General features: G+C 41.5%; 12 protein-coding genes. 4 read left to right on the top strand and 8 right to left on the bottom strand.

The features are described 5' to 3' along the window. Positions 1-5: 5 nt before the first annotated feature. Positions 6-359, bottom strand: a complete 354-nt coding sequence (locus NH153_RS00265) for a four helix bundle protein (protein ID WP_063699841.1) — start codon at positions 357-359, stop codon at positions 6-8. A gap of 299 nt (positions 360-658) precedes the next feature. On the opposite strand from NH153_RS00265, the gene NH153_RS00270 reads away from it, so the two are divergent. The 3 genes from NH153_RS00270 (at position 659) to NH153_RS00280 (ending at position 7,658) form a co-directional block, all read left to right on the top strand. Then, positions 659-3,421 carry a S9 family peptidase gene (locus NH153_RS00270; RefSeq protein WP_063699844.1) on the top strand — a complete coding sequence of 921 codons (2,763 nt, stop codon included), beginning with the start codon at positions 659-661 and terminating at the stop codon, positions 3,419-3,421. 189 nt (positions 3,422-3,610) lie between these two features. Next, positions 3,611-5,824, top strand: a complete 2,214-nt coding sequence (gene katG, locus NH153_RS00275) for a catalase/peroxidase HPI (protein WP_063699846.1) — start codon at positions 3,611-3,613, stop codon at positions 5,822-5,824. Positions 5,825-6,011: 187 nt separating this feature from the next. Continuing rightward, the gene (locus tag NH153_RS00280) at positions 6,012-7,658 is read left to right on the top strand and encodes a diguanylate cyclase (protein ID WP_233999236.1); all 1,647 of its coding nucleotides are present in this window, start codon (positions 6,012-6,014) and stop codon (positions 7,656-7,658) included. Positions 7,659-7,702: 44 nt separating this feature from the next. On the opposite strand, the gene NH153_RS00285 is transcribed toward NH153_RS00280, so the two are convergent. From NH153_RS00285 to NH153_RS00315, 7 genes are all read right to left on the bottom strand, one after another. Beyond that, entirely contained in the window at positions 7,703-8,968 is a 1,266-nt protein-coding gene (locus NH153_RS00285) for a sensor domain-containing protein (protein ID WP_063699850.1), read from the bottom strand. A 336-nt stretch (positions 8,969-9,304) separates the two neighbouring features. Further along, positions 9,305-9,514, bottom strand: coding sequence for a hypothetical protein (locus tag NH153_RS00290; RefSeq protein ID WP_063699853.1), 210 nt, complete (start codon positions 9,512-9,514; stop codon positions 9,305-9,307). A gap of 300 nt (positions 9,515-9,814) precedes the next feature. Continuing rightward, a complete protein-coding gene (locus NH153_RS00295; protein ID WP_063699855.1) occupies positions 9,815-10,168 on the bottom strand; it encodes an immunity protein Imm33 domain-containing protein in 354 nt (117 codons plus the stop codon). A 106-nt stretch (positions 10,169-10,274) separates the two neighbouring features. Then, complete coding sequence (locus tag NH153_RS00300) at positions 10,275-10,622, bottom strand: immunity protein Imm33 domain-containing protein (RefSeq protein WP_063699857.1); 348 nt, start codon at positions 10,620-10,622, stop codon at positions 10,275-10,277. A 192-nt stretch (positions 10,623-10,814) separates the two neighbouring features. Continuing rightward, positions 10,815-11,438 (bottom strand): HEAT repeat domain-containing protein, encoded by a 624-nt coding sequence (locus tag NH153_RS00305; protein WP_063699859.1) that lies wholly within the window; start codon positions 11,436-11,438, stop codon positions 10,815-10,817. 322 nt (positions 11,439-11,760) lie between these two features. Continuing rightward, complete coding sequence (locus tag NH153_RS00310; RefSeq protein ID WP_063699861.1) at positions 11,761-12,447, bottom strand: hypothetical protein; 687 nt, start codon at positions 12,445-12,447, stop codon at positions 11,761-11,763. Between the two features lie 249 nt (positions 12,448-12,696). Beyond that, positions 12,697-13,881 (bottom strand): BaiN/RdsA family NAD(P)/FAD-dependent oxidoreductase, encoded by a 1,185-nt coding sequence (locus tag NH153_RS00315; protein ID WP_063699863.1) that lies wholly within the window; start codon positions 13,879-13,881, stop codon positions 12,697-12,699. Between the two features lie 323 nt (positions 13,882-14,204). Here NH153_RS00315 and NH153_RS00320 point away from each other — a divergent pair, with 323 nt between their 5' ends. Continuing rightward, positions 14,205-16,337, top strand: coding sequence for a S8 family peptidase (locus NH153_RS00320; RefSeq protein WP_063699865.1), 2,133 nt, complete (start codon positions 14,205-14,207; stop codon positions 16,335-16,337). Positions 16,338-16,418 lie beyond the last annotated feature (81 nt).

Genomic DNA, 16,418 nt, shown 5'->3' on the forward strand with positions numbered 1-16,418 from the left:
AACTACTACCTTTGATTCGCATTATTAATTGCTCTGATTAAGCCCGCTAACATCATTGATAATTCCTGCGTTTCTATTATCCATTTATTTGCCACCTCAGTGCTAACCTCACCAACCTGAAGCGATATATAGAGCTGTGATCTTAGCTCACCACAACTTCCTTTTGCATAGTAAAGAAAACGCACACAATCCTTTGAAGACATCCGCTCATAGCCCTCTGCTATATTCGATGAAATAGACAAGCTAGAGCGCTTAATTTGGTCTTTCAAGCAATATTCACGACTCGATTTAAAGTGTTGAAAAATTGCAATTGCTAACGTAGCAGAACGCTTCCAAACATCTAGGTTTTCAAATTTCATTTTAAATATCCTTATTTAAAACATATTTCTACTTATAGCCTAACAACTCCCATATTCCAACTCCCCTCTCACAACTTTCCCCTTTCCCCTTTCCCCTTTCCCCTCGAAACTTTCCCCTAGCAACTTTCCCCTAGCAACTTTCCCCTAGCAACTTTCCCCTAGCAACTTTCCCATAGCAACTTTCCCCTAGCAACTTTCCCCTTCCACCTCCCCAAACACGCCACTTATCGTATCTACTCGAATTGTTTATTAAAAACGCTACACTGGGTGCGTAAATTTAAAAACAACGAGAAAGATGAATGAAAGCGCAATTATCACTTTTGAGCTTAGCCTTGGTAACAAGCCTTGGTAGTGCACAGGTTGGTGCGAAAGAAGCTCTGCAATTTAAAGACGTGTTTGATTTTAAATACGCAAAAGGCACCCAACTTTCTGAAGATGGCCAAATTCTTAGCTTTAGTGCCGACCCTTATCGCGGTAATGCACAAGGTCAGGTTTATACATTAAACAATAACACCCTGCTAACTAGCGTTGAGCGCGGTACTCGCCCAACTATTAATAAAGCAGCAAACTGGGTGGCTTTTACTCAAGTTCCAACCCTACTTGAAAAAGAAACCACCAAGAAAAAAGACGAGCTAAAAAACAACCTTGTTTTAGTAAATACTAACAATGGTGAGCAACAAACCTTTAACGATGTAAAAGACTATGCATTATCGGATGATGGTGTATGGCTTGCTTACCGACTCGATAAGAAAGCAGAAAAAGCAGATAAAAAAGACAGCGAAGAAAAAGACGAAAACAGCAGCGAAATAAAGCCAGACAAAAAAGATAAAAGCTTTGATTTAGTGCTTGTTAACCTTCAAGACAAAACCACTCACACCCTAAACAATGTATTCAGCTATGCGATTAGCAGCACCGGTGAGCAGTTATTAGCAAGCCAAAGCTACAGCTATGGTGCCGACAACCAAGTTGTATTAGTTGCGCTTAATAATGACTTTGCAACGAGTGTACTGATTGATGAGCCGGGCGTTGTGGCAAATAAAATTGCTTGGCAACCAAACAGCAATACCGCAGCGCTGTTAATTGGTAATTACGTTAATGATGACACACGCCGTCGTGACCACAGCTTACAGCTTTTACAAAACGGGGCGCTTTCAACCATTCACTCTGCAGATAGCAGCTGGACTATTGGCAAAACAGCATCGCTAAAATGGTCTGAAGATGGTGCTCGTTTATACTTTGAAAACCACCCTAAACTCGCTGCAAAAGTTGCCGCAAAAGAATACAAAGATGAAGCTTCTTTATATGATTTCGATACCATTCGCGACCAAAAGGGCCTCAACGTTTGGCACAATAAAGACGCTGAAATTAAGCCTCGCGAAGAGCAGCAATGGAACAGCACAAATAAGCTTCGTCACTACCAAGCGGTATATCATGTAAACGGTCAGCACGTTGTGCAGTTAAGCACGCCAAACATGCCTGAGGTTTCGCTTAATACTCATCGCGAAGCGCTATTAGGTTATTCAGATCTTCCATACCTAGAGCGTGTTATGTATGGCGGTTTCTACGCAGATTACTTCAGAGTTGATGTTAAAACCGGTAAACAAACCGCTATCGTCAGCGACTACCCGTTTAGACCAAGCCTTGCGCCAAATGGTCAATTTGCGGCATTTTTCCAAGACAGCCAAGTGCAACTTAAAGATTTAGGTAACAATAAGGTTTCGACCTTATCTAAAGCAATTAACGCTATTTTTGCTGATGATAAACATGACTACCCGTCACCTCAGCCGGGTTATGGTTTTGCAGGTTGGTTAAACGACAGCAGCCAAGTGCTGGTTTACAGTAAATTTGATATTTGGGCTTTTGATGTCGCAACACAAAAGGCAACACGCCTAACTCAAGGTAAAGAAAGCAATACCCAATATCGTGTTATTAAACTAGATAAAGACCAAGTGGGCTTTGCCAAAGACGAAACATTATTACTAAGCGCAACTAACCTGCAAGATAAGCAAACTGAAATTGCAAAACTCGACTTATCAAGCAATAAAGTAAGTAAAGTACTTTCGGGTAAAAAGCGCTATGATGTAGTGAAAAAGGCGAAAAATGCCGACAAATATCTCTTTACTGCACAAACATATCAGCAATTCCCTGATTACTACCAAGCTGATTTTAGCTTCAAAAAGCCACAGCGTGTTACCAACCTAAACCCACAAATTAGCAACTTTGCATGGGGTGAAAAACCTGAGCTTATTAGCTACAAAGGGTTTGATGGTGAAGATTTACAAGGCGTATTAATTAAGCCTGCGGGCTACAAAAAAGGCGATAAGGTGCCAGTGGTTGTGTACTTCTACCGCTATATGAGCCAACGCATGTATGACTTCCCGAAAATGGAATTAAATCATCGTCCTAACTTCCCGATGTTTACTTCAAATGGTTATGCGATTTTCTTACCTGATATCCGTTTTGAAATTGGTCATCCGGGCAAATCGTCAACCCAAACGATGATCAACGCCACTCAAAAGTTGATTGATTTAGGCATTGCTGATCCAGATAAAATTGGTTTACAAGGTCACTCATGGGCAGGCTACCAAAGTGCCTTTATGATCACCCAAACAGATATGTTTAAGGCTGTTGTATCAGGTGCGCCAGTATCTAACATGACCAGTGCATACAGCGGTATTCGCTTAAAATCAGGTCTTGCGCGTCAGTTCCAATACGAAACAGGGCAAAGCCGCATTGGTAAAACGTTATTCGAAGCCCCAGAGCTATACATCGAAAACTCACCAGTGTTCTTCGCCGATAAAGTGAATACCCCAATTCTGATTATGTTTGGCGACAAAGATGATGCTGTGCCATGGCACGAAGGTGTTCAATACTACCTAGCGCTTCGTCGTGCGGGTAAAGATGCCACCTTCTTACAATACGAAGGTGAACCACATCACCTGAAGAAATTCCCTAACCAAGTGGATTTCTCAGTACGCATGATGGAATATTTTGATCATTACTTAAAAGGCAAACCAGCCGCTGAGTGGATCAAAAACGGTGTACCCTTTATTGAAGAATAAGCAATAAGCTGAATTTAAGCTTACTGCACACCTCCCCCAGAGCCAGCATTTTTGCTGGCTTTATTCTATAAAATCAATCACACCATCTATTTTTTCGATTTTATCAATCGATTTAAACCCCAGTTTGTAAGTGGAAAGTTAACCAGAACATAACTATATTTCACCCAACTTCTAACTGGAGACAACACAATGTTTAAGAAATCAACTTCAGCTTTGTCTAAAGTAGCTGTTGCGGTATCACTGTTGGTGGCAACAGGCGTACAAGCTACAAACGACATCAAATCAAACCAATTCTGGTGGCCAGAGCAATTAGATCTTAGCCAACTTCGTGCCCATGGCGCAGAGTCTGATCCTATGGGTCCTTACTTTGATTACAAAAAAGAATTCTTAAAGTTAGACCTAAATGCAGTGAAAGCTGATATTGAGAAAGTATTAACTGATTCTCAAGATTGGTGGCCTGCTGACTACGGTCACTATGGTCCGTTCTTCATCCGTATGGCGTGGCACGCATCAGGTACTTACCGTACTTTTGATGGTCGTGGTGGCGCAGGCGGTGGTCAACAACGTTTCGACCCATTAAACAGCTGGCCTGATAACGCGAACCTTGATAAGGCGCGTCGTTTACTTTGGCCTATTAAACAAAAATACGGTCGCAGCATTTCTTGGGCTGACTTAATGGCGTTAACAGGTAACGTTGCACTCGAGTCAATGGGCTTCAAAACATTCGGTTATGCCGGTGGTCGTGAAGACGATTGGGAACCAGATTACGTATACTGGGGCCCTGAAGGCAAAATGTTAACTGACGAACGTCGTGACAAAAAAGGTAAACTTAAAGGCCCATTAGCGGCAGTTGAGATGGGCTTAATCTATGTAAACCCAGAAGGCCCTCACGGTAACCCTGATCCACTTCTAGCAGCAGAAGACATTCGTTTATCATTCGGCCGTATGGCAATGAACGATGAAGAAATCGTTGCGCTAATCGCCGGTGGTCACAGCTTTGGTAAAGCACACGGAGCGAAAAAAGCGACGTGTTTAGACAAAGAGCCAGCAGCAGCAGGTATTGAAGAGCAAGGTTTAGGTTGGAAAAACAAATGTGGTAAAGGTCACTCAGAAGATACCATCACTTCAGGTCTTGAAGGTGCATGGACAGTGACACCAACACGTTGGTCAATCAACTACCTACAAAACTTATTCAACTTTGAATGGGTTAAAACTAAGAGCCCTGCGGGTGCGACTCAGTGGATCCCAGAAAATGGTCAAGCGTCTAACCTAGTGCCAGATGCGCACATTAAAGGTAAGCGTCATGCGCCTATCATGTTCACAACTGATATCGCGTTAAAAGCAGATCCTGAGTTCCGTAAGATCTCACAGCGTTTCTTAAACGACCCGAAAGAGTTCGAACTGGCATTTGCTAAAGCATGGTTCAAACTAAACCACCGCGATATGGGTCCACGTGCTCGTTACCTAGGTGACTTAGTGCCAGAAGAAGTATTAATTTGGCAAGACTATATCCCTGCAGTTGACCACAAACTAGTTGATAGCAAAGATATCGCGTCACTTAAAGCTAGCATCTTAGATTCAGGTTTATCTGTATCTGAACTAGTGCGTGTTGCTTGGGCATCAGCAGCAAGCTACCGCGACACAGATATGCGTGGTGGTGCAAACGGTGCACGTATTCGCTTTGCTCCGCAAAAAGATTGGCCGGTAAACAACCCGAAAGAAGTGGCTAAAGTACTTAGCAAACTTGAGAAAATCCAAACTAAGTTCAACAAAAATGCATCTGGCGGTAAAGAAATTTCACTCGCAGATATGATTGTTCTTGGTGGTGCGGCTGCAATCGAAAAAGCAGCAAGCGACGCGGGTTTCTCTATCTCAGTACCATTTAAGCCAGGTCGTATGGACGCGTCATTAGAAATGACTGACGTTGAATCATTCGAAGTACTTGAGCCAACAGCAGATGCGTTCCGTAACTACTACAGCTCAGCATGGAAATCACCGGCTGAAATGTTAGTTGAACGTGCTGATTTACTAAGCTTATCAGTACCAGAAATGACTGCACTACTAGGTGGTATGCGTGCCCTTAACGCGAATACTGACCAAACTAAACACGGTGTATTCACGAAGAAACCTGGCACATTAAGCAACGACTTCTTCGTTAACCTATTAGATATGTCAACGAAGTGGTCTAAGTCTTCTGAGGAAGGTGTTTACGAAGGCCGTGACCGTAAGTCAGGCAAACTTAAGTGGACAGCAACACCAGTAGATTTAATCTTCGGTTCAAACTCAGAGCTACGTTCAATTGCTGAAGTGTATGCCTCTGACGATGCTAAACAGAAGTTCGTTGATGACTTCGTAGCAGCGTGGACTAAAGTAATGACGCTAGATCGTTTCGACCTACGTTAACCCATATTTTCGCAACCAACAAAGCCGCTAAGTTAGCGGCTTTTTTTATTTTCGTTGATAATTTACTCGACAAGGCAGCGGTTTACGTTAAAAATAAAACTTTATTATTATATTTATTTGGACACAGGCATTAGGGATGATTGCGCGCTTTATACTGCTTTTTGTTATCTACTCATTATGCCTTAGCATGACGACCCAAAGCCGTGCAGATAACTCCCCTATTGTTAATATCGATCAACGTAGCGTTGACCTCACTCAATTTGCTATGAGCTATTTTATTGATAGCACAGGCGCCATGTCTCTTTCGCAAGTTCAGCAGCAAAATTTTACCAACAGTCAAAACGAGCTTACTTTGGGCACTAACGCTAAAACTACGTGGTCAAAAATAGTTATAAAAAATAGCTACAGCGATACCCTACGCTTATTTGTACATAACCCTGATGCCTATCATTTAGAAGAAGTCAGCTTTTACGAAACACAATCAGCACAACTGATAAACCAATCGGTTATCCAACTTGATAAAACAGGCCCTAAAGCCAATATGTTTGGTGGCAGTGCCGTGTTTTCGTTTTATATTGCTCCTAACCAGCAAAAAACAATTTACGTAAAAAGCGTCACTTTTTCTCATCAGTGGTTTGCACTAACGATTTATGATGAAGAGCATTCAAAGCGAGCCCTTGTTGGGAATGGTAATTACATTGCGCTGCTTGTCGGGATGATGTTAGCGCTGATGATTTATAACTTCTTCTTGTATTTATCGGCCCGTAAAATCGAGAACATTGTTTACGCCCTGTATCTTATCTCTGGCACGGTGTGGGTGGCGCTGTCTTATGGTGTTGCTGCTAACTTCTTTGGTATTTTTAGTGCTGAGCTATTACAGCTCAATTCTAACTTACTGAGCATGCCAAGCTTTTTAGTAATTTTTGTAATGCTCATTTTCGAAACCAAAAAGCATTACCCTAAAGAGCATATCGCGCTGTCGATTATTTTGTTCTTACTGGTTGCTGATTTTATCTATAGCTTGTTCGATATTGTGGGGGCATTAAAACCTGCCAGTAGCTTGGCAGCTTTAATGATGACGGTGACATTTGGAGTATCTATTTCGCTGTGGCGAAAAGGTAACACACTGGCAAAATACTTTTTGCTCGGCCACTCTATGTTCGTTATTTTCAATATGCTGGCGGTGCTTTATTACAAGGGGATCAGCGACGCAAACGTGATAAATAGCCACGGTGTAGGCATAGGTATTTTGCTCGAAGCCTTAATGATGGCGTTTATTCTTTCTTATCGAATTAAGAGCCTCGAAAAAATTAAAGCACAGCAAACTGAGCTCAATCGCTTGGTCGATACAGATCCTATGACAGGCCTGTATAACCGCCGTTACTTTGACAGAAAAAGTGAGGAATTGATTGCCGCTATGGCAAGTAATCAGCAAGAGTTAACCCTACTAATTGCTGATCTCGACCACTTCAAAAACATTAACGACACATATGGTCACGATGTTGGCGATAAAGTCATTATCGCATTTGCCAACATACTCACCTCAGAGCAAGGCCTTGCTGATATAGCCTGCCGTTACGGCGGCGAAGAGTTTGTGTTATTACTCAATTGTAACCTACTTGATGCAAAACAAGTTGCCGAGCGAATTCGCCAAAAAGCTCAAGAAACCTACATCACCATTGATGAAGTACAAACCGTGCAATTTACCGTGAGTATTGGTGTACACAGCGTAGCTCATGCTTCAACAACCGTGAAAGAAACCCTCACCATTGCCGACAAAGCATTGTATAAAGCGAAAAGTAACGGCCGTAATTGTGTTGAAGTGGCTGCTTGAGGGGAAAGTTTCAAGTTTCAGAGCAACATAAGGCGTTAAAACCATTAGCTGAAATGAATGATGGTTGTTCCGGGTTGCTTTTTAGCTTGGTACATAGCCGCATCCGCTTCTTCAATTAGCTGGTTTGCTGCATACACACCATCGCCGAGAAAATGCGCTGTCACACCAATACTTGCTGTGACTTCAATTGACTTACCTTTACAACTAAAAGGGGCTGAAAATTGATCCGCAATTTTATGTGCCAAGCGATTCAGAATCGTCGTGTTAGTTACGCCTGAAATAGTCACTAAAAACTCATCTCCCCCCATTCTTATCACATAATCGGTACTTCTGACGGCAGCTTTAAGTTGCTTTGCAACCCATACCAAAACTTCATCGCCTAGTGCATGACCATGCTGATCGTTGATTTGTTTAAAATCATCTAAGTCGATATAAATAAAGCCCATTCCCTCAGCCACATCACCATTTTCACTAAATACATCATTTAATAATTGCTCTAGATAACGACGGTTCGGTAATTGAGTAAGCGGGTCAAGATTCGCAAGCTCAATCAAAGCCTGCTCTTTATTTTTTCGAGCTGAAATGTCACGCACAATCGCAAGAAGATAGCTTTTCCCTTGATGGTCAATATGACACACACTCACTTCTGTAGGAAAAACCTGACCATCTTTTTGTTTTAAGCACGACTCAAAAATAGTGGTTTCTTGAGCTTTTATACGCTCCACCCTTTCTTGCCATTTAGCCTTGGTATCGTAGTCAGGGTTAATGTCTGGAATGGTTAGTTTTAAAAGCTCCTCCTTTTCATAACCTAAGCACCTAAAAGCAAATTGATTACAATTAAGGATTTGACCAAACTGAGGGTTTGCAACAAAGATGGCATCATTCGATTTATCAACCAAATGGGTCAGCAAAATATCCGCGGCCGCCTCTTTATTGACTGTTGTTAAGTCAATAATTTGCGAAATATAACGCACAACATTACCGTCAGTATCCATCTCGGCAACAATATTCAGCTGACAATAAATAGCATGACCCAACTTATGCATGTAACGCTTTTCGATTTGTAAGGGCTGCTCAGGAAACTGATTAAGCTTGGCACGAATAGCTTTATTTAACTCTCTGTCATCAGCATGAGTTATAACAACATCATCGGCGTACACTTCATCGCCTTCGTAACCTAATAGTTGTTTTAGTGCCGGGTTTGCATATTCGAGTTTACCGCTAGGCGAGGAAACAATGACAGGGATAGGTGTAATTTCTATTAACCGATAAATAGGATTAACAAACATCTGTACGTCATTAAGTTTCATGGGCAACCCGAGTCCAATACATTATTACTACTCAGTAAAATGAAATAATAGACTATAAATTAGCTATCAGCTATCAGCTATCAGCTATCAGCTATCAGCTATCAGCTATCAGCTATCAGCTATCAGCTATCAGCTATCAAAATTATGTAGGGCGTCATTTGGGGTGACAAGAGTTGATTCTAGGTTTTAGGGGCTAGGTGCTAGGTGCTAGGTGCTAGGTGCTAGGCGCAAATAAAAGACATCGTGTTTCTTCTTTGAGTCACTGTTTTTGAAAACAACCCCAGATTCCACTAAGAATATATTTGGATTCAAACTAAGGTAGAATCCTCTTAATTTTTAATCATCAATAAGGTCGTAAGATAATTCTGCTTTCTTAATCTCGAGTTCCAACTCTTTTGTGTATGGCAGCCTTACAATATTTCCCACAAGAATTTCATTCACAGTGGTCTTTGCCTCTGCAATCGTCATTTTCAACTCTCGACGCAATATCTTATTAAAAGATATTTTTCTAAAACCCGTGGACCACTTCGTAATTTCAATAATCATTTTCTTCCAGCTTTATACTTACTGATCTAGGTTATTTACATACACATGGGCTTTTGCTTTTTGCCACTACCTCGCACATGGCGTCAGAAAATGATTTAGCTTATCCCCAATGGTTTTACTTAACTACTTATCACCAATCATATGCATGAAAAATAAATGGGTAACATTATAGTTGTCTAGTTTAGTTACTAGGTGCTAGGCTTTAGGTGCAAATATAAGATATCCAGTAACTTCTTTGAGTCACAGTTTATTCAGAACAAAGTCCCGCTAATGCGAAGCTCTGAATTAAAAAGATATTATCTATTTGTCGTTTGCTACTTTTTCATCAAACCAAACATGTTCTTGCTCTCCACCCAGCATGAATCGATAACCAGGTGGCAAAGCCATATAAATAGCTACTTCAGGTCTATATTTTACAATATGAGTAAAGTGAACCGTTTTTAAACTCGAAATATCTCCATTATATTCGTCAGTGGTTAACCACCAACCGCTCATATGGTCCGGTGAAGGGTAACGAACTCCTTCTAAAGGCAGCCCCTCATATACACCGTCAGATATTACTACCATTTGCTCCTCGTCAACTAGTGTATATTGTGCACTATAGTGTTCACAACACTTCTGTTGAACTTCTAGCAGATGAGTTATTCCTTTCATCTTAAATTGGATACCACACAATTAATTAATCTATCGAGAATATCATCAAAGTTGAAAACAACAAAAAGCCCCCGCGAGTATGAAGCTTAGAATTCAAACTATGTCGTCAAATATTTAATAAAGACTCATCAAACCAAACATCAACATAATCTCCAGCGATTAAAAACCTATAACCCGGAGGTAGCGCAAGAAATTTTTTGATATCAGGACACCACTCACCTAAATGAGCAACATGAAGAGGAACGAAAAAATCAGGTTCTTCAGAAAACTCATCTCCCCCCCAAATGTACCAACCTGTTGTATCTCCTTCAGGGGAGTGTCTTAGTCCATTAATAGGAGTAACCCCTTGCTTGACGTTACGAGAAATACCAACTTTCATATCTTCGGGAGATGATACAAAGTCAGCATTAAATTCATTACATACCAATCTTTGAATTTTTGTAATTTCAGTCATTAAAAATCATGCACCTTTTACTGCGCTTCAAACACATGGGAGCAGGTTTTGCTTTTTGTCACTACCTCACCCATGCCAGCAAGCGGTTCTTTTCATTGAGCCGCTTAGCCAGTTTTGAAAACAAAATCCAAGCCACCACAGCTAGAAAAAACAAAGCCCCGCGAGTGCGAGGCTTTGGATTTAAATCTCTGATCAACCTAATGAAGCTAAAAGTTCATCATATTTAGATAGTACAGATCTAAAATCATTAGGATTTACAATTTTATCTAGTTTCTCTTTTATCACAGGGATATCCTCTTCTCGGATTCCCTCTGCTAATAAGTTTAAAATAGCGCACCTATCTCGATAATCTCTGGAGTCAGAATAGCAAACTAATAGGTTCCCAATTGAGTATGTTGGATCAAGTTTATATAACGCATAGTGAATACTTAAAACAGTTCCACTCTTAAGCTGCTTATCTTTTAACTTATTAATCAAAAGTTTAATAACTTTTTCATTTTTAGAATTTAGCTCAGCTAGACTAATTACACATGAATCAACGACATAATGGCTTGGGTCATCTAATAATTCGCAAATCTTTTCTAAATTATCAAGTAAATCAAATTCAGCGAGAAATTCTATACAATCAGAGCGAATAAGTTCATCGCTATCTAATAATCCTCTGTTAAAAATATTTTTAATTTCTTCGGTATACTCAAAGCATGCCAATTTAGAAAATGATCTTTGTCTTATTTCACTATCATCAGATAATACACCTTTTTTAAGCTTATCAAATGATTGTGGGGTTTCATCACTAATAACTTCTATATCATCCATATAAACGTTCAGTATATTAGTCATATCATTTTACTCCAGAGCTCATAGTGTCAGGTCTTTCTTTTTGCCACTACCTCGTCCATGGCATCAGAAAATAATTTAGCTTAACTCCAATGATTTTATTTAACTACTTATCGCCAATCATATGCATGAAAAATAAATGGGTAACCTTATAGTTGTCTAGTTTAGGGGCTAGGTGCTAGGTGCTAGGTGCTAGGTGCTAGGTGCTAGGTGCTAGGTGCTAGGCGCTAGGTGCTAGGTGCTAGGTGCTAGGTGCTAGGTGCTACCAGCATAGTTCGACTTTTTATGAATGCGATAGATTTTATTCAGCGCACTTATCATCACTGACTCGTATGAAACTAAGCTCTTCCTTAATCTGCTGCTTTAGAGAATCATTGGAGACTTTTTGTATATTAGTCCTAAGCATTTCTAGCGCGTAATCACCTTCAACAAGCAAAAGAGAGCTTAATGCAGAAGATCCAACAAAGGTATTTTGATTGTTAATCAATAGCTCAATCAACATATCAACATCTTCACGTTCGCCTAATAACCCGAGCCCACTGATTGCAGAATCCTTTAAAACATTCTCATCCGAGTTAATCATTTTAATGATGTACTTACGAGCACGGCTTTTATTCACGTTAGCATCAAAGCATCTATTCTTAAGGTTTAACCTCCACGTTAGAGAAGATAAGCGAATTAAGTTGTCATTTAGTAAGTGCTTTTGACTAGTATTATTCCAAATATCATTCAAAACCGTGTTGTATATTTCTGGATTAAACCCTCGACTAGACCAACCGATTGATATTAAGTTTGCAACTGAAAATACAGCAGCCCTATAACGTGTATTCCAGTAAGAACCAAGCTCTATATTTTGCACTGAGCTATCTGCTTTCAATATCGCTTTTTCCAAACCTGATGGCCACTGCCAACTAACATCATCAGCGTGCGAATGAAATGTAATCACCAGTAGAAAAGAAAGTACTAAGTAAGCTTTAAAGCTGTTCATAGAATAATAAACTCGTTTCTGAGGTATCAATCGGAGTAATAAATTCATCTTCATATTCTGGATAAAATTTATATACTTTATTCATCTATTACTCAATTAACAACAACCACGCGCTGAAGCACGACCTACAAGCAAGTGCTACCCTAGAACCTAGTTCCTAGTTCCTAGAGCCTAGCTCCTATGCCCTAACCACTAACACCTTTCCCCTTGCAACTCGCAACTAGTAACTAGTAACTAGTAACTAGTAACTCAACAATACTGCCCTGCTGCAAAGCCGCAGCTCCAGGCGTATTGGAAGTTGTAGCCGCCTAGCCAACCGGTGACGTCGGTGACTTCGCCGATGAAATAGAGGCCCGGTGACTTTTTCGCTTCGAAGGTTTTAGAGCTTAACTCGTCGGTGTCTACACCGCCAAGCGTGACTTCGGCGGTTCTGTAACCCTCTGTGCCGTTTGGCTTAATTTGCCAATTGTGAATGTAGTCATGTAACGCGTCGATTTGCGCATGGCTTAGCTGGTTTACATTACAATCAGGGATCGCTTTAGTATCGTGCAGCATTTCAACAAAACGCTTTGGTAAAATGGTCGCTAGGGTATTTTTCAGTGACTTTTGCCCTTGGCTTTGACGCCACTGCTCAAGCTGCTGTTTTAAATCGAGCTCGGGTAACAAGTTGATATACACAGTTTGCCCTGCACGCCAAAAAGAGCTGATTTGTAAAATAGCTGGGCCCGAAAGGCCGCGGTGAGTAAACAAGATGTTTTCTTTAAACTGGGTGCCATCTTCACTGGTAACCAGGCAAGGAATACTGATCCCCGATAACCCATCAAAGCGATCTTTATCGTGCTGGTGTAACGTAAATGGCACTAATGCCGCCATGGTTGGCAGCACTGTTAAACCAAATTGCTCGGCAATTTTATAACCAATTGGTGATGCACCGAGCTTAGGCATGGTTAATCCGCCCGATGCGACAACTAACGACTCACATTGAAAGCTGTTTTGCTCAGTAATAACTTCATAGCCCGCATCGGTTTTTGTCACGCTGAGTACTTCGTTACGCAGCGCTATGTTAACACCCGCCCACTCACACTCAGTTAAAAGAATGTCGACGATATCTTGTGCGCTGTTATCACAAAATAATTGGCCCAACGTTTTATGGTGATAGGCCAAGCCGTGACGGTCCACCAGCTCTATAAAGTCATGCTGGGTAAAACGACTTAAACACGATTTTACAAAGTGAGGATTACCACACAAGTAGTTGTCTGGGCTTGCGTTTTCATTGGTGAAGTTACAACGCCCACCGCCGCTGATTAATATTTTACGGCCCGGCTTTTTGCCCATATCAAGCACAGTAACATTGCGACCACGGTAGCCTGCTTGTGCAGCACACATCAATCCTGCGGCACCGGCGCCAATCACAATAACATCTACTTGGGTCATTACTCATACTCACTAAAAAAATTTAGCTGATTATAACAAGTTATTGTCGCTGCTGTGTTAACACAGCGGTGTTTTTACAAAAAAGATAAAACCAAAAAACGAAATAAAGTAAAAACTCAAAACCGTAAAATTATAACTTTATTATGAGAAATGCGTAGAAAAACACCATTAAAAGACTAGTTTAGACGTCTATACATTTAGTTATAACCAAAATAGAGACAACCATAATAAAACGATATTTTAACTAAATTTACATTTATTTTACCTTTGTCCCCCTTCGCGAAAAATATCGTGGAGATTTACATAACAATCTAGGGATCATTATGACAACTAACAACAACTTGAAGAAGTGCGCAATTGCACTGAGCTTGACTGCGTTGTTTGGGACGACGGCAGCAATGGCTACTCCAAACCAACTAATGTCACCATCTATGCAGGAAACTGCGGCGAAATTACAAGGCCAAGAAGGCTTTGGTACACAATTCATCATCAAGTATAAAAACAACAGTGATGAAATGATGACAATGTCGGCAGCAGAACAAACGCCGACTATGATGAGCAAAAAAGCAAAAGGCTTTGTTAAAAACTTCACCAGCAAAAAAGGTAAAGTAAAAGCACAATACGTTCGTGCAATGGCGATGAATAATCACCACGTAATGCGTGCTGATAAAAAACTTTCTGCTGAAGAAGCACAAGAATTCATGCAAGAGATGGTTGCAACAGGTAACGTTGAATACATCGAAATCGACCAAATGTTAAAGCCATTTGCAACGCCTAACGACCCTCGTTATGACGACCAATGGCACTACTACGAGCAAGCGGGTGGTCTTAACCTTCCTACTGCGTGGGATACAGCAACGGGTAGCGGTGTGGTTGTTGCGGTACTTGATACAGGTTACCGCCCACATATTGATTTAAATGCCAACATTCTTCCTGGCTATGACATGATCTCTAACGTGTCTGTAGCTAACGATGGGGGTGGTCGTGATAGCGATGCTCGCGATCCGGGTGATGCAATCAGCGCTAACGAATGTGGTTACACACATGGTGCGCAAAGCTCAAGCTGGCACGGTACGCACGTTGCGGGTACTGTTGCGGCAGTGACTAACAACGGTGAAGGTGTTGCCGGTGTTGCTTACGATGCGAAAGTAGTTCCTGTACGTGTACTTGGTAAATGTGGTGGTTTAACTTCTGATATCGCTGACGGTATTATCTGGGCTTCAGGTGGTTCGGTTTCTGGCGTACCAGCAAATGCTAACCCTGCAGATGTTATCAACATGAGTTTAGGTGGTAGCGGTTCATGTAGCTCTACAACACAAAGCGCTATCAACCAAGCACGTAACAACGGCACTGTGATCGTAATCGCTGCGGGTAACGATAACGATAACTCTGCAAACTACAACCCAGGTAACTGTAATGGTGTTGTAAACGTTGCATCTGTTGGTCGTAACGGTGGTCGTGCTTATTACTCAAACTACGGTAGCAACATTGACGTTGCAGCACCGGGTGGCGCACAAAGCTTTGCGAATGACTCTGAAGGTGTGTTATCAACACACAACTCAGGCTCTACAAGCCCAAGCAGCGATTCATATCACTACTCGCAAGGTACGTCGATGGCAGCACCACATGTTGCGGGTGTAGCAGCGCTAATCAAGCAAGCTAAACCATCTGCAACGCCAGATGAGATCGAAAGCATCTTAAAATCAACAACTCGTTCTTTCCCTGCAACATGTACAAGCTGTGGTACAGGTATTGTTGATGCAGCAGCCGCTGTGGCAGCAGCATCAGGCACAACACCACCACCAACAGGCAATGTGTTAGAAGATGGCCAAGCACTAACAGGTTTAAGTGGCTCTGCTAGCAGCCAAACTTTCTACACAATGGAAGTGCCAACAGGTGCAACTAACGTAACCTTCACAATGAGTGGCGGTACAGGTGATGCTGACCTTTACGTTCGTGCAGGTAGCGCACCTACAACGTCAACCTATGATTGTCGTCCGTATAAAGGTGGTAACAACGAAGTATGTTCTATCGATAACCCAACAGCAGGTACTTACCATGTAATGCTGAATGGTTACTCTGCATACTCAGGTGTTAGCCTAGTGGGTGATTTAACAGTGTCTGGCGGTGGTTCAGGCTCAGGTTCACCACAAGCAGGTGGCGGCACTGTAACTGATATCTCTGCAAGTGCTGGTCAGTGGAAACACTACACGCTAGAAGTACCAGCAGGTATGGCAAGCTTCACTGTTACGACGTCTGGTGGTTCGGGTGATGCTGACTTATTCGTTAAGTTTGGTAGCCAACCAACGTCATCTAGCTATGACTGTCGTCCGTACAAAAACGGTAACGCAGAAACATGTACATTCAGTAATCCACAAGCAGGTACGTGGCACTTAAGCTTAAATGCTTACCGTACTTTCTCTGGTGTAACATTGGATGCACAGTATCAACCTTAATAGTTGATCTCCCCAGTATCCCCCTGGGACTTTTCAGCCGGACTTACGTCCGGCTTTTTTGTACTAATATCAAATAGCGAA

The organism is Pseudoalteromonas gelatinilytica, from assembly GCF_001641615.1.
In the GTDB taxonomy this organism is placed as follows: Bacteria; Pseudomonadota; Gammaproteobacteria; order Enterobacterales; family Alteromonadaceae; genus Pseudoalteromonas; species Pseudoalteromonas gelatinilytica.

Coding starts and splice junctions, on each gene's coding strand:
- NH153_RS00265 (WP_063699841.1), bottom strand. CDS start 359: ATGAAATTTGAAAACCTAGATGTTTGGAAGCGTTCTGCTACGTTAGCA.
- NH153_RS00270 (WP_063699844.1), top strand. CDS start 659: ATGAAAGCGCAATTATCACTTTTGAGCTTAGCCTTGGTAACAAGCCTT.
- katG (WP_063699846.1), top strand. CDS start 3,611: ATGTTTAAGAAATCAACTTCAGCTTTGTCTAAAGTAGCTGTTGCGGTA.
- NH153_RS00280 (WP_233999236.1), top strand. CDS start 6,012: ATGACGACCCAAAGCCGTGCAGATAACTCCCCTATTGTTAATATCGAT.
- NH153_RS00285 (WP_063699850.1), bottom strand. CDS start 8,968: ATGAAACTTAATGACGTACAGATGTTTGTTAATCCTATTTATCGGTTA.
- NH153_RS00290 (WP_063699853.1), bottom strand. CDS start 9,514: ATGATTATTGAAATTACGAAGTGGTCCACGGGTTTTAGAAAAATATCT.
- NH153_RS00295 (WP_063699855.1), bottom strand. CDS start 10,168: ATGAAAGGAATAACTCATCTGCTAGAAGTTCAACAGAAGTGTTGTGAA.
- NH153_RS00300 (WP_063699857.1), bottom strand. CDS start 10,622: ATGACTGAAATTACAAAAATTCAAAGATTGGTATGTAATGAATTTAAT.
- NH153_RS00305 (WP_063699859.1), bottom strand. CDS start 11,438: ATGGATGATATAGAAGTTATTAGTGATGAAACCCCACAATCATTTGAT.
- NH153_RS00310 (WP_063699861.1), bottom strand. CDS start 12,447: ATGAACAGCTTTAAAGCTTACTTAGTACTTTCTTTTCTACTGGTGATT.
- NH153_RS00315 (WP_063699863.1), bottom strand. CDS start 13,881: ATGACCCAAGTAGATGTTATTGTGATTGGCGCCGGTGCCGCAGGATTG.
- NH153_RS00320 (WP_063699865.1), top strand. CDS start 14,205: ATGACAACTAACAACAACTTGAAGAAGTGCGCAATTGCACTGAGCTTG.